Genomic DNA, 18849 nt, shown 5'->3' on the forward strand with positions numbered 1-18849 from the left:
AGGCGCGTGCCTGCCCTGGGTTGGCAATGCCGCCGCGCTGCCAGCGCGGGCCGGCGTATGCCGGTCAACGTTGCCGGTCAACGTTCCGACTTGTGCTTCGGCATACCCTTGGTCTTGGTCGAAGCCATCTTGTCGAGTTCCTTCTCGCTCATCGACTTGTACATCGAGCGGGAAGGTCCTTTCAGCGAACCGGCCTTCTTTTCGCCGCGCTTTGCGGAGAGCGCCGCTCCGGCGGCCTGTTGTTGCGCCTTGGATTTTGCTGGCATCTGAGTCTCCTTGCGAAAAGTGGAAAGGTGGAAAGGACCCGGGCGCGCGCTGTCGCGCATGCCCGCGCTTCGTTATAGGTGCCAGGCGCGGCCGGGACAAGCGCGGACTGCGCGCAAATTCCCTGCGCGCTCCTTGCCGCGGCGCGTTGTCGGCCGGACCCCTAGATGCGGCCCAGCACCACCAGCAGCACCACAATCAGGACGATCAGTCCCAGACCGCCGCTGGGCCAGTAGCCCCACCCGGAACTGTACGGCCAGGCCGGCAGGGCGCCGATCAGCAGCAAGACGAGAATGATCAGAAGGATGGTGCCGATTCCCATGGCGTGCTCCTTGTTCGTGGATCGGGGAAGCCGCGCGGCTTCCGGTCCGAGGCGGCTCCGAAGAGCCATCCGCTTACCGTTCAGCGTAGAACAAGGGGCGCGGGCATCCCTCCGGGCAAGGGCTGATATCGGTGTAGGAATCGGACGACGCCCGGGTGCCGGCAAGGCGACCTGCCGGGCCTGCGCTGGCGGCGCCGCGCCGGTGCGGTGCAAGGCAATCTATGTGGACCAGCGCTGCGCAGGGAGCCATGCGCGAGGGTCAGGCCGTGTTCAGCCCGTGTTCCACGGCATAGACCGCCACCTGCACGCGGCTTGCCAGGTTCAGCTTCTTCAGGATGTTCTGCACGTGGATCTTCACCGTGCTCTCGGCCACGCCCAGGTCGCGCGCGATTTCCTTGTTGCTTTCTCCACGTGCCAGGCCTTGCACGATCTCGCGCTCGCGCGCGGTCAGCCGCGGCGCGTCTTCAAGGCGCGGCGCGGCCGCCGGCGCGGGCGCGCGGAACTGGGCCACCAGCTTGGCGGTCATGCTGTCGGAGATCACCGGCTCGCCGGCGGCGGCGCGGCGGATGCCGGCGATCAGCGCCTCGGTCTCGATGTTCTTGATCAGGTAGCCGCGCGCGCCCCCGCGCAGCGCGGCGGCCAGTTCCTCGGCCTCCTCGGACACCGTGAGCATGATCACGGCGGTCTGGGGCAGGTCTTCGACCAGCAGTTGCAGGGCTTCCAGCCCGGACAGGCCCGGCATGTTCAGGTCGAGCAGGATCACGTCGGGGCGGTGCTGCTTGGCGCGCTTGATGCCTTCCACGCCGTCGGCGGCTTCGTCGACGATCTCGAAGTCGGCCTGGCGCTGCAGCAGCGCGCGGATGCCCGAGCGGAACAGGGTGTGGTCGTCGATCAGCAGGATGCGGATGGTCATGGCTGGGTCTCGGTGAGGCGGGTGAGTCTGGTGAGGGGGGCGGCGGACCGTTCCCGGCTGGCGCCCTGGCTGCCCGCGGGCAGCACCAGCTCGATGCGCACGCCGCTGCCCGGGCTGGCCTGCACGTGCAGCTGCGCCCCCAGCCGCGCGGCGCGCTCGCGCATGATGCTCAGGCCGATATGCGCGTCGGCGCGGGTGGCCAGTTCGTCGGGGTCGAAGCCCTCGCCGTCGTCCTGCACCACCAGGCGGAAGTCGCGGCCATGGCTGAGGGCCACCGCCACGTGCGCCGCCATGGCGTGCTTGCGCACGTTGGACAGCGCCTCCTGCAGGATGAACAGCACCTGCAGCTGCTGCTCCGGCGACAGCGGCCAGGCGCCGCCGCGTTCGTCGATGGCCAGCGTGGCCTCGGTACGGCATTGCCGGCGGAAGCGCTCGACGGTTTCTTCCACCGCCGGGCGCAGCTCGCCGGTGGCCAGGCGCGAGCGAAAGTTGTTGAGCAGCTCGCGCACGTCCTGGTAGCTCTCTTCCACGCCATGGCGCAGCATCGGCACCAGTTCGCGGGTTTCGGCCAGGTCGTCGCGCGCGACCGCGTCGTCCAGCAACTGCACCTGGAGGTTCAGGTAATTGAGGCCCTGCGCGATGCTGTCGTGCAGGCCCTGCGCCACCAGGTTGCGCTCTTCCACCACGGCCAGCTGGCGCGCCGTGGCGGACAGGCGCAGGTGTTCCAGCGCGGTGCCCAGGTGCTGCGCCAGGGTCTGCAGCAATTGCCGGTCCGATGCCGGCAGCTTGCGCGGCGCGCGGAAGTGCAGCGCGAACATGCCGGTGGCGCCGCGCTGGCTTTCAATGCGGAAAGCCGCCAGCGACTGGAAGCCATCACGGCCGCAGGGCGTTTCGTCGGCGGCGCCGGCACGTGGCGCCCCGCGCAGGTCGACGATGGCGACCACGGCTTCGCGCGTGGCATCGCCGCAATGGCAGCCGATCGCCGACGCGCAGGAGTCAGCCTCGGCCAGCGCCGCGGGCAGGCCGGCGGCGGCCAGCAAGTGCATCCTGCCGTGGCGGCTGTCGAGCACGCGCACGCTGCCGCCATCGGCATCGAACTGGCGCATCACCCGCGCCAGGAAGCCCTGCGCCATGGCTTCGGCGTCGGCGGCCTGGTTCAGGAAAGCGGCCATCTCGTACAGGGTTTCCAGGTCGCGGTTGTGGCGCTCCAGTTCGGCGGTCTTCTGCGCCACGCGCGATGCGAGGTCGTGGTACAGGCCCTGCAGCTCGCCCGCCATGCGGTTGAAGCCTTCGCTGAGCGTGCCGAACTCGTCGCGGCTTTCCACTGGCAGGCGCAGCGAGAATTCCCGCGCGGCCATGCGGCGCAAGCCGTCCTGCAGGCGCAGCACCGGCAGGATGATCCACAGGTAGAGCAGGTAGATCACGGCGACCGTGCCGATGCAGGCCATCAGCGCCAGCGCGATTTGCGACAGGCGCAACAGGTCGGTCTTGCGCGCGCTGTCGTGTTCGATCATGCCGACCAGGCGGTCGGCCTGCGCGACAAAGCCCGGCAGCGCGGCAACGTAGGCGGCGGGCGCATCGCTGGCGCCGGTCAGAGCCAGCGGCCGCAGGCGCTGTTGCCAGTCATGGGTGACGCGGGCCATCTGCGCATGGATCGCGGGTTCGTCGGGCAGGAACAGCGGCCGTGCCGCGTCGCCCTTCTTCAGCAGCGCCAGCGTGGCGTCGAGCGCCTGCACCTGCGCGGCAAGATCATTGGCGCGGCCCGAGTGCGCCAGCGTCAGTTCGATCGCCACGCGGTTGGCGCGCATGCGCAGGCTGCCGGCGTCGTTGATGGCGGCGCCGGCGCCTTCCAGCTTCCAGGACAGCCACAGCGTGCCGGAGATCATGCCCAGCACCACCAGCAGCACGGCCAGCGAGAGCGAGATGATGCGCGTGGAAAGGCGATGGCGCAGCGCGGGCAAGGCGGAAGCCGCCGTGGCAGGGACGGCAGGAGGATCGGTATCGGACATGGCGGTATCGGGGGCTACCAGAGGGACCTGTCGTGGGCATGTCGAGGCGCCGGGCAGCGGCCCGACGGCCATGGCAACAGGGTCACGCAGGGGTCGGAGGCGATTTTCCCTGCGCGCCAGGCTGGGCTTCCTGCGCCAGATCAAGGAAACCCGGCTTTGGCACGCATATGTGCGGACGGCGGCGCATCGCGGGCATGGGTTTGCGCCATGGCGGGTTTCATCACACCGTGATGGATACCGCCGGCGCCGGACTTGGCGACGGTCAAATCCCTGCGTGGCGTGGCGGCCTAGCATCGGGCCTCTGGTGAGAAAGGAGCGATGGCCATGTCGAGTTCAAGCGGCGCACGGTTGCGCCACCGCGGCCGCGGCCGCGGCCCGCGCAGGGAGCGCCCATGAAAGGCGCGGATCTTGACTACGCCCGTGCGCCCCGGCCTGCGCTGGTGTTCGGCTGCCTGATGCCGGCGCCGTGGCTTGGCGCGGCCGCGGGGCTGCTGCTGGCAGCGGGGCCGGCCGATGGCCTGCCGGACCGCTTTGCGCCGCTGGCGCTGGCGGCGGTGCATGCGCTGGCGCTGGGCATGCTGCTGCCGGTCATGGTCGGGGCCCTGTTCCAGATGATGCCGGTGGTGGCACGCGTGACTGTCCCCGGCGCGGGCCGCATGGCGCCGTTCATGGCCGCGTCCGGCGCGGCAGTGGCTGCCGCGCTGGGCGTGGGCTTGCTGGGTGGTGAGCCCGCGGCCATGCGAGCCGCCACCGCGCTTGGCGCGATGCTGCTGCCCGTGGGCGTGGCGTTGCTCGCCGCGGGCCGGCGCGTGGTCGCGGTGGATGCCACCACGCGCACGCTGGCCGGCATCGGTGCGCCGTTGATGGTGGCGGTGCTGGCCGGCATCGCGCTGGCAGGCACCTTCGGCGGGCTGTGGCGCGTGCCGGTGGCGCAGGCGCTTGGCCTGCATATGGCTTGGGCGCTGGGCGGCTGGCTGGCGGCGCTGGTCAGCGGTGTCGCGGCCACCGTGGTACCGATGTTCTGGCAGACGCCACGCGTGCCGGCGGCACTGGCGCGCTGGCTGCCCATGGGGCACTGGCTGCCGCTGGCGGCGTTCAGCGCCGCGCTGCTGCTGTGGCCCGGCCAGCCGGTGCTGGCCCGGGGCGCGCTGTTGGCGTGGCTGTCGTTCGTGGTGGTGTTGGCCGGATGCGGGCTGGCCGGCACGCTGCGCGCGCGGCGGCGTCATGATCCGCTGTGGCTGTTGTGGCCGGTCGCATGCGCCAGCCTGCTCGGCGCGGCGGTGCTGGGGGCGGCGGCAATGGTGCTGCCCGCGGTAGCGCTGCCGCTGGCGTGGTGGGCCGGCACGATGGCGCTGGTCGGCGTGGGCGTGCTGCCGGTGACGGCCATGCTGGGCAAGATCGTGCCGTTCCTGGTGTGGCTGCACCTGCGCCGGCTGGTGCCGCCAAGGGCACGCGTGCCGGCCATGCAGGCCATCATCGCGCCGGGCCGGCAGCGGGGCCAGGCTTGGCTGCTGCTGGCGGCCTACGCGCTGCTGCTGGCGCTGCCGCTGGCACCAGCGCTACTGGCCCGCGCGGCCGGCCTGCTGCTGGCGGGCGCCAATGCGTGGCTGGGTTGGCAACTGCTGGCGGCGCTGCGCTGCATGCGGCAGATGCGCAAGCGGGGTGGGCTGCCACCGCGTGTCGCCGGGCGCCTTGCGATGCCGCCGGTTGGCGCCCCTGCCGCAAGCGGGCGAGGGGAGTCTTGATCGGGCGGCGCCGGCTACGGCGCGCATGGCTGCATGCGCGCGCAGCGCTCAGATTGCTGTAGCGCTTGCCGCCACGCTTTGCGCCTGTGCCGGCGCCAAGTCGGCCGGCTTTTCTCCGGTCAACAGGTAGTGCATCAGTTCCGCCACCGTCCGGATTGCCTCGCCGAACGGCAGCGCACCCCGGCCGCGGAAGAACAGGCCGCGCTCCACGTCGCCGCGCACGGCCTGCGCCAGCTTCAGGTCGATGCAGAACTGGCCGATGCGTGCGATTCCGTCGCGCAGCCCGCAGGCCTGCAGGCAATCGAATCCTTCCAGGCACTCGCGCACGCGTGCGCGGCGCTGCAGGCGCGCTTCGCTCGACAGGTAGCGTTGCAGCCATGGCGTCAGCACCGCGCGCGCGGGCAAGCCCGCCACGCTGGTGAATTCGCGCAGGGTTTCCGGGCGCGCCGTGGCCAGCACTTGCTTGAAGGCCGGATGGGCATCGCATTCCTCGGTCACGGCGAAGGCCGTGCCCAGCTGCACCGCGGCGGCGCCTTCGCCCAGCCAGTGGCGTACCTTGGCGTGGCTGTCGATGCCGCCCGCCAGGATCAGCGGGATGCTGTCCCAGGCCAGTCCCAGTTGCGCGAACAGTTCGCGGCATTCGCCCAGCACGCGCGAGAACGAGAAGCGCGGCTCGGACAAGTCCTGGATGGTGGCCGCACCCAGGTGGCCGCCGGCGTGCGCCGGGTGTTCGACCACGATGGCGTCGGGCAGCCGGCCCTTTTTCATCCAGCGGCGCAGCACCAGGCCGATGCCGCGCGCCTCGGACAGGATCGGGATCAGCGCCACCCTGGGGTGATTGGCGGTCAGCTCAGGCAGGTCCAGCGGCAGCCCTGCGCCCATGACGATGGCATCGGCGCCGCTGTCGCAGGCTTGCCGCACCAGCGCCGCGTGCGAGCCCACGGCCTTCATCACGTTGACGGCGATCAGGCCGCGGCCTGCGGACGCCGCGCGCGCGGCGCGAATCTCGCGGTCCAGCGCCTCGAGGTTGGCGGCTTCGATGGCGGGCTTGTCGCGGCTGCCGCGGGTGCGCGCCATCAGGTCGGGGTGGTGGTGGCGCAGGTCGATGCTGGCGATGGTGCCGACGCCGTTCTCGCGCGCGACGGCGCCGGCCAGCCGGTGGGCCGAGATGCCGATGCCCATGCCGCCCTGCACGATCGGCAGCAGGCGGCGGCCGCCCAGCTTGAGCCAGGGGTGATTCATAAACGGATCTCCGGAAGAGGATGGGCGCCGGACCGCCATGGTGGCGCCGGCGCGGGGTTGACGCGCAAGCGTGGCACAGCGGCACGGGCCCGCGTTTGCCGCAGGTCAACCGCGGCAGGGTGGTCTGCCATCGGCCTACGCCGACCGGCGTAGCCCGACGCGGCCGGGGTGGCGTTGGCGTCGGTTTGCGCGCGGTCAAGCCCCTGCTGCGGGCGCTTGGCTAGCATCGGCCGCTGTCCTCATCCCCGCGCCGCCGCCGGCGCCATCACCGATGACCTGTTCCACCCAAGCCCCCTCCGCGGCCCCACCCGCCACCGCGTGCGCGCCGCGCCGGCCCCAGCTGGTCGCGCCCGCCGGCTCGCTCGCGGCGCTACGCATGGCCTTGCAGCACGGCGCCGACTCGGTCTACCTGGGCCTGCGCGACGCCACCAACGCGCGCAACTTCGGCGGCCTGAACTTTACCGAGGCCGACATCCGCACCGGCGTGGCCGAAGCCCATGCGCGCGGCGCCGAGGTGCTGTTCGCCATCAACACCTTTGCGCAGATGGGCGCGGTGGCGCAGTGGCAGCGCGCCGTCGACGCGGCGGCGGACTTGGGCGCCGACGCCGTGATCATGGCCGACGCGGGCCTGATGGGCTATGCGACTCGGCGCCATCCCGGCTTGCGGCTGCACCTGTCGGTGCAGGGCTCGGCCACTCACGCCGATGCCATCGAACTGATGCGCGAGCGCTTCAACATCCGCCGCGTGGTATTGCCGCGCGTGCTGTCGCTGGCGCAGATCGGCAAGCTGGCGCGCCAGACCAGCGTGGAGCTGGAGGTGTTCGGCTTTGGCAGCCTGTGCGTGATGGCCGAGGGGCGTTGCCTGCTGTCGTCCTACGCCACCGGCGATTCGCCCAACAACAAGGGGGTGTGCTCGCCCGCGCATGCGGTGCGCTGGACCGAGCACGACGGCACCATGCAGGCGCGGCTGTCGGGGATCCTGATCGACAGCTACGCGCCCGGCGAGCCGGCCGGCTATCCGACGCTGTGCAAGGGTCGCTTCGAGGTCGAGGGAGAACGCGGCTATGTGCTGGAAGAGCCGACCAGCCTGAACGCGCTGTCGCTGCTGCCCGCGCTGATCGACATGGGGATCGCCGCCATCAAGATCGAAGGGCGCCAGCGCAGCCCGCGCTACGTCGGCGATGTGGTCGGCGTGCTGCGCGCGGCGATCGACGCCGCCTGCGCCGATCCGGCCCGCTTCGTGCCGCGCCAGGAGTGGCAGGGCACGCTGGGGCGCCATGCCGAAGGCGACCAGGTCACGCAGGGCGCCTATGACCGCCCCTGGCGCTGACGTCATGCCAGCCATGACCGCCACGATGGACCTGACGGAGCTTCCCATGCCACACCCCGCCGCGGCCGCGATGCCGCACGCCGCAGCGATGCCCGGCTTCGGCATCGCGCTGGGCCCGCTGCTGTACTACTGGCCGCGCGAGACCGTGATGCAGTTCTATGCGTCGGTGGCCGACGCACCGGTCGACCGCGTTTATCTTGGCGAAACGGTCTGCACGCGCCGCCACGAAATCCGCCATGCGCAATGGCTCGAGATTGCGCAGATGCTGCGCGATGCCGGCAAGGAGGTGGTGCTGTCCACGCCGGTGCTGGTCGAGTCCGATACCGATATCGCCTGGATGCGGCGCGTCTGCGCCCAGCATGACTACCTGGTCGAGGCCAATGACCTGGGCGCGGTGCGCTGCATGGCCGGGCGGCCCTTCATCGGCGGCCCGCACCTCAATGCCTACCATGCCGATACGCTGGCGTGGCTTGCCGGGCTGGGCGCGGTGGGCTGGGTCGCCCCGGTGGAAATGGATGGCGCCACGCTGGCCGCGCTGGCGGCAGCGCGGCCAGCCGGCACGCAGCTGGAAGCCTTTGTCTGGGGCCGGCTGCCGCTGGCGTTTTCGGCGCGCTGCTTTACCGCGCGCCACCATCGCCTGCGCAAGGACAGTTGCGAATTCCGCTGCATGGACTATCCTGATGGCCTGGTCGCCGCCACCGGCGAAGGGCAGGCGTTCTTCACCCTCAACGGGGTGCAGACGCAGAGCGCCACCTGCCTGGACCTGTGCGCCGAGGCGCCGTCCATGGCACGGATGGGCGTGGGGATGCTGCGCGTCAGCCCGCATTCGGCCGGCACGCTCGACGTGGTGCAGCAGCTGGCGGCGATCCGCGCGGGGCAACGCGCAGCCGCCGCCAGCGGTATCGCGCCGGCCGGCGCCGAGCCGTGCAACGGCTACTGGCACGGCCGCCCCGGCATCGCCTGGGAGACCCCGGCATGAGCACGCTGCACCAACTCATGGCGGGCGTGCACCGGCGCCTGCCGGCACGCGCGCGGGCGCTGCCGCTGGTGGCCGCGCTGGAACTGGCGCGCCGCGCCGGCTGGCTGGAACCGCCGGCGGCGCTGGATGGACATGCCTTCCTGCTGACGGTGCAGGACCTGGAGCTGGCGGTGCCATTCCGCTGCGAAGGCGGGCGCTTTCGCAGCGGTACGGCCGACGCCGAGCCGGCGCTGACGCTGCGGGCGGGCGCGGTGGACTACCTGCGCCTGCTCGGCGGCGAGGCCGACACCGACACGCTGTTCTTCCAGCGCCGGCTGGTGATCAGCGGCGATACCGTGCTGGGGCTGGAGGTCAAGTACTGGCTGGATGCCGCGCCGCGGCCAGCCTGGGTCAGCCAGGCCGCGGCGCGGCTGATCGCGTTGCACGGCGCCATGTCGGGCCGGGCCGGGACGGGGGCCTGAGCGCGGCTCAGGCGTCGCCGTCGAGCATGAAGCGGTTGCGGCCGGCGCGCTTGGCGCGGTACATCGCGCTGTCGGCGCGGTGCAGCAGCGGCTCCAGCCGCGGCGCTTCGGGCACGGTCCAGACCGCGCCCACGCTGATGGTTACCACTGGCTGCACCGGCGTGCCCTGGTGCGCGATGCCCAGCTCGCGCACCGCGGCCACCATGCGGCGCCCGACCTCGCGGGTCTCGTCACGGGTGGCGCCGGGCAGCACCGCCGCGAATTCCTCGCCGCCCAGCCGCGCGCAGAACTGCTCCCCGTGCAGCACGCGGCTGAGGGTGCCGGCAATCTGCCGCAGGCAATCGTCGCCGGCCATGTGGCCATGCAGGTCGTTGTATTGCTTGAACTGGTCCACGTCCAGGATCAGCAGCCCCAGCGGCTGGCTGCGCTCGCACGCGCGGGTCACGGCGGCGATCGATTCGCGCTGGAAGTAGCGGCGGTTGCGGATGCCGGTCAGGGCGTCGATGTCCAGGTCCGCCTGCACTTGCCACAACTGTTCCTCGGTCTGGCCCAGCCGCGCGCTCAGCGCCAGTTCGCGCGACTGGAAGCGGCTGATGTCGCGCAGGAACAGCAGGCTGCCCATCTGCCTGCCGTCCAGGCGCGCGACGCGTTCGCCGGTCAGCTCGAATGGCGCACCGGGCGGCACGAAGGGCGCGGCAGCGGCGTCGGCGGCTTGGGCCTCGGCGCTTGCAGGGGCGGGCCGCAACACGGAGTCCCAGCCGGCGGGCAGCGGGTCGCCGCGGCGCAGCGCGGGCCACAGCTGGGTCGCGGCGGGGTTGAGTTCGACGATGGTCCCATGCCCGTCGACGATGACGCAGCCCTCGCTGAGCGCATCGAACACGCGCAGGCGGGCATAGTGGCCGATATCGTCAAGGTGCGTGCGCAGCCCGCAGAACCACACCAGCGCCGCCATCAGCGAGAACGTCGCCGGGGTCAGGTCCCCGCCCAGCGGGCCGGTCCAGCGGTTGAGATAGGCGACATTGGCCACCAGCGGCAGGGCCAGGCCCCCGCCCAGGATGGCGCGCCCGCGGCGCGACAAGGCGCCGTTGGGCACTTCGGCCGTGACCAGGAAATACAGGCTCACTGCCAGCAGCAGGTACGACCACGCGGCCACCACGGCATAGCCGATGCCATGGTCGAACACCGCGCCGGGCGAGACCCCGGGCGGCATCAGCGTGATGCGCGGCCACACCAGGCCGTGGCGCTCGTTGGTAAAAACCATCACGACGGTGACCACCGCGGCCAGCACCGGCAGCCACAGCCTGGACCACGGCACCACATAGCGCGGGCGGCTCAGGTGCACCATCGCCACCAGCCAGCCGATCGGCACGGCGACGATGCCGAGGTACTGGATCTTGGCCCACAGGATGCGCCCCTCCAGGTCGGTCGAGCTGATCTCCAGCAGGCGGCCGCCGCTCCAGGTGGCCGCGCCGGCGGCCAGCACCAGGAAGGCCTGCACGGTCGGATCGTCGCGCCGCGGCCAGGTGGCGATGGCCATGCCGATACAGGCAACCACGGCGACGGTGAGCAGGAGAACCAGCGAATATGAGGGCATTGAAGGCGGCGCGCGTCTCGAGACCCGGGCGCTGGTGCCATCGCCCGGCCACGCGCGCGCCGGTGACGGCGCTCCGCGATCTCGTCAGCCAGCATGATACCGGGCGGCATGGCTGGCTTGGCATCGGGTGCGCCGATGCAACAGCGCCCGGCGCGGCCGCTGCCTCCCGCCGCCGCGACGGTATCAAGACCCCGCTCAGGCCCGTGCCGGGCTTTCCCGCACCAGCCAGAAGGGGATGTCGACCACGTCCTGCTGCAGGCCGGGCCAGTCAAACACCAGGCCTCGCGTCAGCAGGTGGCCCCAGCCGTCGATCCACTTCTGCTGGGCCCGGGCATACAGCTCCAGCATGGCCGACGCGTAGTGCAGCGGGCCGCCGAGCAGCGGCAGTTCGCCGGCGATCTCGCGGGCGAAGCGCGCTTCGGGGTCCGGCTCCATCAGCGTGCCCATGGCGTCGAACTGGATCTCTTCGAACATGGTGCGCGCGAAGTCAAGATTCAGTTCGGCCATGCGGCGCCAGCTACCCGCCAGTTCGGCCTGCATGGTCTCCACTTGCGGCATGCCGGGAAAGACCGCAGGAAGGGGCCAGAACCCCAGCGGCCAGAAGATTTGCGTTGCGGTCATCATCACGGGGAATCTCCAGTGGTGGGCCGTGCGCACGGTGGGCGGCAGTTGCTGCACACGACGATGCCGCCCTGCGGCGGGCATCCGGATCAGCTTATGCGGTAATCGCGCAACTTGCCATGCCGTCGCGGCGCAGCCGCAAGGGGTTCACTTGCATCCCAGACGCCTGGCCAGCTTGTGCAGGTTGCTGGCATCGAGGCCCAGCTGGCGCGCCGCCTGCGCCCAGTTGCCGCCGTGGTCTTGCAGCGCCTGCACGATGCAGGCCCGCTGGGTTTGCTCCACGGCGTCGCGCAGCGTGATGCCCGCGGCCAGCGCCGGCACGGCCGCCGGACTGGCGTCGCTGGCGCCGGCGCGGGTGGCCGATGGCAGCTCCAGTCCGTCGAGATCGAGCAGCGCTGGCTCCAGCGTGACGATGTCATTGCGCTCCGCGCCTCGGCTGACCGCGCGTAGCGCGGCGCGGCTGATCACGTGTTCCAGCTCGCGCACGTTGCCGGGCCAGCGGTAGTGGCGCAGCGCATCCTGCGCGCCGCCCGACAGCCGCAGGCTGCGCAGCCCCAGGCGCGCGCGATTCAGCTCCAGGAAGCGCCCCGCCAGCAACAGCACGTCGTTGCCGCGCTCGCGCAGCGGCGGGATCGGGATCGGGTAGACCGACAGGCGGTGGTACAGGTCCGCGCGGAACGAGCCATCGCGCACATGCTCGCGCAGGTTGCGGTTGGTGGCGGCAATCACGCGCACGTTGACGCGGCGCGGGCGGTCCGAGCCCAGCCGCTGGATTTCGCCGTTCTGCAGCGTGCGCAGCAGCTTGGCCTGGATCGCCAGCGGCAGCTCGCCCACCTCATCGAGAAACAGGGTGCCGCCGTCGGCGGCCTCGAAGCGCCCCGGGCGCTCGCCGGTGGCGCCGGAGAAGGCGCCGCGCGCGTGGCCGAACAGTTCGCTCTCGGCCAGCGACTCGGGCAGCGCGGCGCAGTTGACGTGCACCAGCGGGTGCGCGCGCCGGCGCGACTGGCGGTGCAGGCGGTGCGCGAACAGCTCCTTGCCCACGCCGGTTTCGCCCAGCAGCAGCACTGGCAGGTCGGTGTCGGCCACCACTTCCAGTTCATGCAGCAGGTTGGCGATGGCCTCGCTCTGGCCGATGATCTCCGCGCCGCCGTCATGCGGGGTCGCGCCTTCTTCGGCGTCGGGGCTGCCGCGCGCCAGCTGCAGCGCGCGGATCTCGCCCTCCAGCCGGGTGGTGCGGATGGCGGCTTCGACGATCACCGTCAGCCGCTGCAGTTCGGCCTGGGCCGCGCCGTCGAAGGTGCCGACCGTCAGCGCATCCAGCGTCAGCGCGCCCCAGGGCTGTCCGTCCACTTCCAGCCGGGTGCCCATGCAGTCATGCACCGGCAGCGGCTCTCCCACGTGCTCGTCGATCAGGCCATCGTACGGGTCGGGCAGCATGCTGTCGTGATGGAAGCAGGTGACCCCGCGGCGCGCCAGGATCGCGGCCAGGCGCGGATGCAGGCCCACCGCAAAGCGCCGGCCCAGCGCATCGCGCACCAGGCCATCGACCGCCACCGGGCGCAGGTGGTCTTCCTCCAGCCGCAGCAGTGCCACGGCGCCGCAACGGAAATGGGTGCGCAACGCGCTGACCAGCCGCTGCAGGCGCACCGCGTGCGGCAAATCGGTGACGAGGTCGGCCAGAAGGTCGGGATACATGGCGCTCGGTAGCATGGTGAAAAAAACCGTGAAGGGTAATAAGTACCGCGAGAAGTATAGGGTATCTAATACCCTGACATTTCCAAGATCTTGAATTCACGAGGTTTTTTGCTGGCACATTGCTCGCGTATGCCATGCGGTCATCACTTCCACACGGAGAAACCGCCATGACGTTGCAAGACCATTCGCTGGGCCAGCTGGCCCGCCTGATCCCCGGTGCCACCCGCATCTTCCACGACCACGGGCTGGACTTCTGCTGCGGCGGCAAGCAGACCCTGCGCGACGCCGCGCAGCAGAAGGGACTCGATGCCGCCGCCGTGGCCGCCATCGCCGCGCAGCTGCACGCGCTGCAGAACGAGGCCGGTCCGTTGGCGCAGGACTGGAACACGGCCGCACCGCCGGCGCTGATCGACCATATCCTCACGCGCTTCCACGCGCGTCATCGCGAGCAGTTGCCGGAGCTGATCCGCCTGGCGCGGCGAGTCCAACAAGTCCACGGCGATCGGCCGGAGTGCCCGCGCGGCCTGGCCGACCACCTCAGCGAAATGCTGCGCGAGCTGGAATCGCACATGCAGAAGGAAGAGCAGGTGCTGTTCCCGATGCTGCTGCGCGGGCTGCATGCCGCGGCCAGCCGCCCGATCGCGGTGATGCGTGCCGAGCATGACGACCACGGCGTGGCGCTGCAGCGGCTGGCCGAGCTGACCCACGACATCACGCCGCCGCGCGCGGCCTGCAATACCTGGCGCGCGCTTTACCTGGGGCTGCGCACGCTGCGCGAAGACCTGATGGAACACATCCACCTGGAAAACAACGTGCTGTTCGAAACCACCACGGCTACCGCTTCCGCCACCGTGCCCGCGCAAGCCAACGGCTGCGGCTGCTCGGCGCACGCCTGAGCCCCGCCATCACCCTCAACCACTTCGCATCATGGGTCCCTACCGCAAACTCTGGTTCCTGCTGATCGCCGTGCTGGCGGTCACCTTCTCCCTGCTCGGCTACTACGGCGTCGAGGTGTACCGGCAGGCCCCGCCCATACCGGCCAAGGTGGTCACGGCCGAGGGCCGCACGCTGTTCAGCGGCGACGACATCCTCGACGGCCAGACCGCATGGCAGTCGGTGGGCGGCATGCAGCTCGGCTCGATCTGGGGCCATGGCGCCTACCAGGCGCCGGACTGGACCGCCGACTGGCTGCACCGCGAACTGACCGCGTGGCTGACGCTGGCCGCGCAGGACGCCTACGGCCGTCCCTTTGCGCAGCTTGACGCGCCGGCGCAGGCCGCCTTGCGCGAGCAGCTGCGCACCGAGTACCGCGGCAATGCCACCGATCCGGCCACCAACGTGCTGATCGTGTCCAGGCGCCGCGCGCAAGCCATTGCCGACACCGCCGCCTACTACAGCCAGCTGTTCTCCGACGCACCGGCGCTGCACACCACGCGCGAGCACTATGCGATGAAGGAGAACACGCTGCCCAGCGCGGAGCGCCGCCAGCAGCTGACGCATTTCTTCTTCTGGACCGCCTGGGCCGCATCGACCGCGCGCCCCGGGCATGAGGCCACCTACACCAACAACTGGCCGCACGAGCCGCTGATCGGCAACCAGCCCACCAGCGAGAACGTGGTGTGGTCGGTGATCAGCGTGGTGGTGCTGCTGGCCGGCGTCGGCTTCCTGGTATGGGCGTGGGCCTTCCTGCGCGGCAAGGAAGAAACGCCGCCGCAGGCGCCCGCGCGCGACCCGCTGCTGTCGGTGGCGCTGACGCCGTCGCAGCGCGCGCTGGGCAAGTACCTGTTCCTGGTGGTGGCGCTGTTCGTGTTCCAGGTGTTGCTGGGCGGTTTCACCGCGCACTACACCGTCGAGGGGCAGAAGTTCTACGGCATCGATGTGTCGCAGTGGTTCCCGTACGCGCTGGTGCGCACCTGGCATATCCAGAGCGCGCTGTTCTGGATCGCCACCGGCTTCCTGGCCGCGGGGCTGTTCCTGGCGCCGCTGATCAACGGCGGCAAGGACCCCAGGTTCCAGCGGCTGGGCGTCGACATCCTGTTCTGGGCGCTGGTGGTCGTGGTGGTGGGCTCGTTCACCGGCAACTACCTTGCCATCGCGCAGAAGCTGCCGGCCCACCTGAACTTCTGGCTGGGCCACCAGGGCTATGAGTATGTCGACCTGGGCCGGCTGTGGCAGATCGGCAAGTTCGCCGGCATCCTGATCTGGCTGGTGCTGATGATGCGCGGCATCCTGCCGGCGCTGCGCGCGCGCGGCACCGACCGCAACCTGCTGGCGCTGCTGACGTCGTCGGTGGTGGCGATCGGCCTGTTCTATGGCGCGGGCCTGGCCTACGGCGAACGCACCAGCCTGACGGTGATGGAGTACTGGCGCTGGTGGGTGGTGCACCTGTGGGTCGAGGGCTTCTTCGAGGTCTTCGCCACCACGGCGCTGGCCTTCATCTTCTCCACGCTGGGCCTGGTGTCGCGTCCGATGGCCACCGCGGCCAGCCTGGCGTCGGCCTCGCTGTTCATGCTGGGCGGGATTCCCGGTACCTTCCACCACCTGTACTTTGCCGGCACCACCACGCCGGTGATGGCGGTGGGCGCCGCGTTCAGCGCGCTGGAAGTGGTGCCGCTGATCGTGCTGGGCCATGAAGCCTGGGAGAACTGGAGCCTGAAGCAGCGCGCGCCGTGGATGGCCGACCTGAAGTGGCCGCTGATGTGCTTTGTCGCGGTGGCGTTCTGGAACATGCTGGGCGCCGGCGTGTTCGGCTTCATGATCAACCCGCCGATCGCGCTGTATTACATCCAGGGCCAGAACACCACGCCGGTCCATGCCCATGCCGCGCTGTTCGGCGTGTACGGCTTCCTGGCGCTGGGCTTCACGCTGCTGGTGCTGCGCTACGTACGCCCGGCCTACCGGCTCAGCCCCGCGTTGATGAAGACCGCCTTCTGGGGCCTGAACCTCGGCCTGGTGCTGATGATCGGCACCAGCCTGCTGCCGATCGGCATCATCCAGTTCCTGGCCAGCGTCGAGCATGGCACCTGGTATGCGCGCAGCGAGGCCTTCATGCAGCAGCCCATCCTGCAGACGCTGCGCTGGGTGCGCACCTTCGGCGACGTGGTGTTTATCGTCGGGGCGGTGTCGTTCGCGTGGCAGGTGGTGCTGGGGCTGGCCAAGCGCACGCCGCGCGCGGCCGATGCCGTTGTGGCGGGGATGAAGCCGGCAGCCCGCTGAATAATAGGGGAGTGAGAGGCAGGGTTGGCCCGCCCGGGGTTCCGGGCGGGCCTTTCTTATCCTGCCGATGCGTCGCTGCTCAACGGTTCCCGGCCTGCTGCGCCTCGGCAACGATCTCGCGGATGGCTTGCTCGAACGCCTCCACCGGCTGTCCGCCGGTCACCAGATAGCGGTTGTTGAAGATGATCGACGGCACTGAGTTGATGCCCATGCGCTGGTATTCCTGGATTTCCGCGCGCACCGCATCGGCATAGTCATCGCTTTCCAGTACCTTGCGGGCCGCCGCGGCGTCCAGGCCGACAGCCTGCGCGGCTTCGGCCAGCACGTCATGGTTGCTGGGGTCCTTGCCGTCGGCATGATAAGCGCGCAGCAGCGCCAGCTTCAGCGGCAGCTGCTTGTTTTCCAGGCCAGCCCAGTGCAGCAGGCGGTGGGCGTCGAAGGTGTTGTAGACATGGGTGCGCGGACCAAAGGTAAAGCCCACGCCCGCGCCGCGTTCGCGGATCATCGCCTGGGTTTCGGCGATCTGCGCCGGGGTGCGCCCATACTTCCGGCCGAGATAGTCGACGATGGCCTCGCCCTCCGGGCGCATCCCGGGGTTCAGTTCAAACGGATGCACGACGATCTCGGCATCCACTGCATCGCCCACGCGCTGCAGCGCAAGCTGCAGCGAAGACAGGCCGATGGCGCACCAGGGACAGGCGATATCGGAGACGAAGTCGATCTTGAGAGGCTGTGGCATGGCTGCTCCTGGGCATGTTCGCAGGCGGGGCGAGGCCATGGCCCCGGCACCGGGATTGAAAGTTGCCGACAGGGTAGCGCGACTGGCGATTCCTTGCAGGCGAACGCCGCGGCCGGTGGCCGCGCGCCCGCCCGCCGCGCTGTCGCGGTGCTCAGTCCCAGCGGCGACCGTAGCCGCGGCCGCGGTCATCGTCGTCGCCATGGCGGTGCCCCCACTCGCGCCCGCGCCACTCGCGCCGGTTGTCGTGGTAGCCGTCGCGGTAGCCTTCGCGATAATCGCCGCGGTAATAGGCGCGACGATAGCCGCGGTCATCGTCGTAGCGTACCGGCACGGGCGCTACCACCACGGGGCGTGGCGCCACCACGACCGGGCGCGGCGCATAGGCCACCGGTGCTGGCGCGTACACCGGCGCAGGCGCATAGACCGGGGCCGGATGGTAGACCGGCGCCGGCTGGGCCACCACCACGCCAGGCACGCCGATGCCGATATCGATATTCACACCGGCGTAAGCGCCGGCGCTTGCCACCAGCATTGCACTACCTGCTACCGCCATTGCGATGATGCGTTTCATGGCTGCCTCCCAGGGGGCGTTGGACATGGGCTCACTGTAGGGTGGCGGCCTGTAATATGGGGCGCGCGAAGTGTTGCAAGTGTGACGTGGTGTAACCCGCGCCGGGGCTGCCTGTATCATGCCGGCCGTTGCCCAGGCATTTCCCGTCCAAGCTGCTCATGCGCCGTACCGCCGCCACTCTGCTGGCACTGACCACTTTCACCGCTACCCCCGCTGTCGCCGCTGCTGCCGCCGATCTCCAGGCCGGCAAGGCGTTGTTCGCCACGCGCTGCGCCTCGTGCCACCACGTCGGGCGCAATGCGCGCGCGGGCTTTGGTCCGCAGCTGAACGGGGTCTTCGGCCGCGCAGCGGGCAGCACCCCGGATTTCCAGTATTCGGACGCGATGCGGGCGTCCCGGGTGGTGTGGTCGCATGACACGCTGCGCGCCTTCATCCGCTCGCCCGCCAAGGTGGTGCCAGGCACGAAGATGCGGTTCTGGGGGCTGGGCGATGACCAGCAGATCACCGATCTGCTGGGGTATCTGGAAACGTTCAGGTAAGCCGCGCCGCCCCGGCCAAGCGCTTCATTCCACAAAATGCGGCCCAGGCCCCTCGCCGGCCAGCGCGTCGTGCGGATTCCGTAACGGACACGCCTTCAGCGACAGGCATCCACAGCCGATGCATCCGTCCAGCTGGTCACGTAATTGCGTGAGCGTGCGGATCCGTTCATCGAGGTCATCGCGCCAGCTGGCGGAGAGCTTGCGCCAGTCCGCCACGGTGGGGGCGCGGCCATCGGGCAGTTTCTGCATGGCGTCGGAGATCACCGCGAGCGGCAACCCCATGCGCTGCGCCACGCGGATCACCGCCAGGCGCCGCAGCACGGCGCGCGCATAGCGGCGCTGGTTGCCGCCGCTGCGGGTGCTGGCGATCAGGCCGCGCGATTCATAGAAGTGCAGCGCCGAGACGGCAATGCCGGTGCGTGCCGAGACTTCGCCGACCGAGAGGAGCGCTTCCGAGGGCGGGGCGCGGCGTCGGCGCGGCGTGGCGGGCGGGTGGTTGGAGGCCATGACGAAGGAAAGGCATCAGCGAACGCGGGAATGCCCATGCTACCACCAAGGCCGCGCTTGACCTTAACCTAACTTGAGGTTTGATACTGGCGGCTCCACTGT

General features: G+C 70.3%; 18 protein-coding genes. 7 read left to right on the top strand and 11 right to left on the bottom strand.

Features of this window, described 5'->3' with window-relative positions:
* Window positions 1-77: 77 nt before the first annotated feature.
* The 4 genes from ACOCMH_RS04520 to ACOCMH_RS04535 form a co-directional block, all read right to left on the bottom strand.
* Entirely contained in the window at window positions 78-266 is a 189-nt protein-coding gene (locus tag ACOCMH_RS04520; RefSeq protein WP_012356890.1) for a DUF3008 family protein, read from the bottom strand.
* A 161-nt stretch (window positions 267-427) separates the two neighbouring features.
* Window positions 428-586 carry a DUF3309 family protein gene (locus ACOCMH_RS04525; RefSeq protein ID WP_012356889.1) on the bottom strand — a complete coding sequence of 53 codons (159 nt, stop codon included), beginning with the start codon at window positions 584-586 and terminating at the stop codon, window positions 428-430.
* Window positions 587-845: 259 nt separating this feature from the next.
* Window positions 846-1499, bottom strand: a complete 654-nt coding sequence (locus ACOCMH_RS04530) for a response regulator (RefSeq protein WP_427307975.1) — start codon at window positions 1497-1499, stop codon at window positions 846-848.
* On the bottom strand, window positions 1496-3508 hold the full coding sequence (locus ACOCMH_RS04535; RefSeq protein WP_427307976.1) for a type IV pili methyl-accepting chemotaxis transducer N-terminal domain-containing protein: 2013 nt from the start codon (window positions 3506-3508) through the stop codon (window positions 1496-1498). The genes ACOCMH_RS04530 and ACOCMH_RS04535 overlap by 4 nt, the downstream gene beginning before the upstream one ends.
* Before the next feature lie 392 nt (window positions 3509-3900).
* Here ACOCMH_RS04535 and ACOCMH_RS04540 point away from each other — a divergent pair, with 392 nt between their 5' ends.
* Complete coding sequence (locus ACOCMH_RS04540; protein WP_427307977.1) at window positions 3901-5253, top strand: hypothetical protein; 1353 nt, start codon at window positions 3901-3903, stop codon at window positions 5251-5253.
* Between the two features lie 48 nt (window positions 5254-5301).
* Here ACOCMH_RS04540 and ACOCMH_RS04545 read toward each other — a convergent pair whose 3' ends face one another.
* Complete coding sequence (locus ACOCMH_RS04545; protein ID WP_427307978.1) at window positions 5302-6495, bottom strand: NAD(P)H-dependent flavin oxidoreductase; 1194 nt, start codon at window positions 6493-6495, stop codon at window positions 5302-5304.
* Between the two features lie 271 nt (window positions 6496-6766).
* Between ACOCMH_RS04545 and ubiU the strand changes: the two genes are divergently transcribed.
* Genes ubiU through ubiT form a run of 3 tightly spaced genes read left to right on the top strand, consistent with a single transcriptional unit; the run spans window position 6767 to window position 9265 of the window.
* Window positions 6767-7825 carry a ubiquinone anaerobic biosynthesis protein UbiU gene (gene ubiU, locus ACOCMH_RS04550; protein WP_427307979.1) on the top strand — a complete coding sequence of 353 codons (1059 nt, stop codon included), beginning with the start codon at window positions 6767-6769 and terminating at the stop codon, window positions 7823-7825.
* A gap of 46 nt (window positions 7826-7871) precedes the next feature.
* Complete coding sequence (locus tag ACOCMH_RS04555) at window positions 7872-8804, top strand: U32 family peptidase (protein ID WP_427307980.1); 933 nt, start codon at window positions 7872-7874, stop codon at window positions 8802-8804.
* Entirely contained in the window at window positions 8801-9265 is a 465-nt protein-coding gene (ubiT, locus tag ACOCMH_RS04560; protein ID WP_427307981.1) for a ubiquinone anaerobic biosynthesis accessory factor UbiT, read from the top strand. The genes ACOCMH_RS04555 and ubiT overlap by 4 nt, the downstream gene beginning before the upstream one ends.
* Before the next feature lie 7 nt (window positions 9266-9272).
* On the opposite strand, the gene ACOCMH_RS04565 is transcribed toward ubiT, so the two are convergent.
* The 3 genes from ACOCMH_RS04565 to norR all read right to left on the bottom strand — a co-directional run bounded on the left by ACOCMH_RS04565 (window position 9273) and on the right by norR (window position 13190).
* A complete protein-coding gene (locus ACOCMH_RS04565; protein ID WP_427307982.1) occupies window positions 9273-10859 on the bottom strand; it encodes a histidine kinase N-terminal 7TM domain-containing protein in 1587 nt (528 codons plus the stop codon).
* A 195-nt stretch (window positions 10860-11054) separates the two neighbouring features.
* Window positions 11055-11483: a polyhydroxyalkanoate granule-associated phasin gene (locus ACOCMH_RS04570; protein WP_427308361.1), complete on the bottom strand. Its 429-nt coding sequence runs from the start codon at window positions 11481-11483 to the stop codon at window positions 11055-11057.
* A 144-nt stretch (window positions 11484-11627) separates the two neighbouring features.
* Window positions 11628-13190, bottom strand: a complete 1563-nt coding sequence (norR, locus tag ACOCMH_RS04575; protein WP_427307983.1) for a nitric oxide reductase transcriptional regulator NorR — start codon at window positions 13188-13190, stop codon at window positions 11628-11630.
* 152 nt (window positions 13191-13342) lie between these two features.
* Between norR and ytfE the strand changes: the two genes are divergently transcribed.
* Together ytfE and ACOCMH_RS04585 are read left to right on the top strand one after the other, a co-directional pair.
* Complete coding sequence (gene ytfE / locus ACOCMH_RS04580) at window positions 13343-14071, top strand: iron-sulfur cluster repair protein YtfE (RefSeq protein WP_427307984.1); 729 nt, start codon at window positions 13343-13345, stop codon at window positions 14069-14071.
* A gap of 31 nt (window positions 14072-14102) precedes the next feature.
* The gene (locus ACOCMH_RS04585) at window positions 14103-16391 is read left to right on the top strand and encodes a nitric-oxide reductase large subunit (RefSeq protein ID WP_427307985.1); all 2289 of its coding nucleotides are present in this window, start codon (window positions 14103-14105) and stop codon (window positions 16389-16391) included.
* Window positions 16392-16470: 79 nt separating this feature from the next.
* Here ACOCMH_RS04585 and ACOCMH_RS04590 read toward each other — a convergent pair whose 3' ends face one another.
* Both ACOCMH_RS04590 and ACOCMH_RS04595 read right to left on the bottom strand, forming a co-directional pair.
* Window positions 16471-17130, bottom strand: coding sequence for a DsbA family oxidoreductase (locus ACOCMH_RS04590; protein WP_427307986.1), 660 nt, complete (start codon window positions 17128-17130; stop codon window positions 16471-16473).
* 151 nt (window positions 17131-17281) lie between these two features.
* A complete protein-coding gene (locus tag ACOCMH_RS04595) occupies window positions 17282-17701 on the bottom strand; it encodes a hypothetical protein (RefSeq protein ID WP_427307987.1) in 420 nt (139 codons plus the stop codon).
* A 158-nt stretch (window positions 17702-17859) separates the two neighbouring features.
* Here ACOCMH_RS04595 and ACOCMH_RS04600 point away from each other — a divergent pair, with 158 nt between their 5' ends.
* A complete protein-coding gene (locus tag ACOCMH_RS04600; RefSeq protein WP_427307988.1) occupies window positions 17860-18240 on the top strand; it encodes a c-type cytochrome in 381 nt (126 codons plus the stop codon).
* A 24-nt stretch (window positions 18241-18264) separates the two neighbouring features.
* On the opposite strand, the gene soxR is transcribed toward ACOCMH_RS04600, so the two are convergent.
* Window positions 18265-18747, bottom strand: coding sequence for a redox-sensitive transcriptional activator SoxR (soxR, locus tag ACOCMH_RS04605; RefSeq protein WP_427307989.1), 483 nt, complete (start codon window positions 18745-18747; stop codon window positions 18265-18267).
* Between the last annotated feature and the right edge of the window lie 102 nt (window positions 18748-18849).

The sequence above is a fragment of the Cupriavidus sp. H39 genome (assembly GCF_050271075.1).
GTDB lineage: Bacteria > Pseudomonadota > Gammaproteobacteria > Burkholderiales > Burkholderiaceae > Cupriavidus > Cupriavidus necator_B.

What these genes read in the sequence shown, in the direction of transcription:
- ACOCMH_RS04530 (WP_427307975.1), bottom strand. Translation starts at nt 1,499, where the DNA reads ATGACCATCCGCATCCTGCTGATCGACGACCACACCCTGTTCCGCTCG.
- ACOCMH_RS04600 (WP_427307988.1), top strand. Translation starts at nt 17,860, where the DNA reads ATGCGCCGTACCGCCGCCACTCTGCTGGCACTGACCACTTTCACCGCT.
- ACOCMH_RS04535 (WP_427307976.1), bottom strand. Translation starts at nt 3,508, where the DNA reads ATGTCCGATACCGATCCTCCTGCCGTCCCTGCCACGGCGGCTTCCGCC.
- ACOCMH_RS04585 (WP_427307985.1), top strand. Translation starts at nt 14,103, where the DNA reads ATGGGTCCCTACCGCAAACTCTGGTTCCTGCTGATCGCCGTGCTGGCG.
- ACOCMH_RS04540 (WP_427307977.1), top strand. Translation starts at nt 3,901, where the DNA reads ATGAAAGGCGCGGATCTTGACTACGCCCGTGCGCCCCGGCCTGCGCTG.
- ACOCMH_RS04545 (WP_427307978.1), bottom strand. Translation starts at nt 6,495, where the DNA reads ATGAATCACCCCTGGCTCAAGCTGGGCGGCCGCCGCCTGCTGCCGATC.
- soxR (WP_427307989.1), bottom strand. Translation starts at nt 18,747, where the DNA reads ATGGCCTCCAACCACCCGCCCGCCACGCCGCGCCGACGCCGCGCCCCG.
- ACOCMH_RS04565 (WP_427307982.1), bottom strand. Translation starts at nt 10,859, where the DNA reads ATGCCCTCATATTCGCTGGTTCTCCTGCTCACCGTCGCCGTGGTTGCC.
- ACOCMH_RS04520 (WP_012356890.1), bottom strand. Translation starts at nt 266, where the DNA reads ATGCCAGCAAAATCCAAGGCGCAACAACAGGCCGCCGGAGCGGCGCTC.
- ACOCMH_RS04570 (WP_427308361.1), bottom strand. Translation starts at nt 11,483, where the DNA reads ATGATGACCGCAACGCAAATCTTCTGGCCGCTGGGGTTCTGGCCCCTT.
- ACOCMH_RS04595 (WP_427307987.1), bottom strand. Translation starts at nt 17,701, where the DNA reads ATGAAACGCATCATCGCAATGGCGGTAGCAGGTAGTGCAATGCTGGTG.
- norR (WP_427307983.1), bottom strand. Translation starts at nt 13,190, where the DNA reads ATGCTACCGAGCGCCATGTATCCCGACCTTCTGGCCGACCTCGTCACC.
- ubiT (WP_427307981.1), top strand. Translation starts at nt 8,801, where the DNA reads ATGAGCACGCTGCACCAACTCATGGCGGGCGTGCACCGGCGCCTGCCG.
- ACOCMH_RS04525 (WP_012356889.1), bottom strand. Translation starts at nt 586, where the DNA reads ATGGGAATCGGCACCATCCTTCTGATCATTCTCGTCTTGCTGCTGATC.
- ACOCMH_RS04555 (WP_427307980.1), top strand. Translation starts at nt 7,872, where the DNA reads ATGCCACACCCCGCCGCGGCCGCGATGCCGCACGCCGCAGCGATGCCC.
- ytfE (WP_427307984.1), top strand. Translation starts at nt 13,343, where the DNA reads ATGACGTTGCAAGACCATTCGCTGGGCCAGCTGGCCCGCCTGATCCCC.
- ubiU (WP_427307979.1), top strand. Translation starts at nt 6,767, where the DNA reads ATGACCTGTTCCACCCAAGCCCCCTCCGCGGCCCCACCCGCCACCGCG.
- ACOCMH_RS04590 (WP_427307986.1), bottom strand. Translation starts at nt 17,130, where the DNA reads ATGCCACAGCCTCTCAAGATCGACTTCGTCTCCGATATCGCCTGTCCC.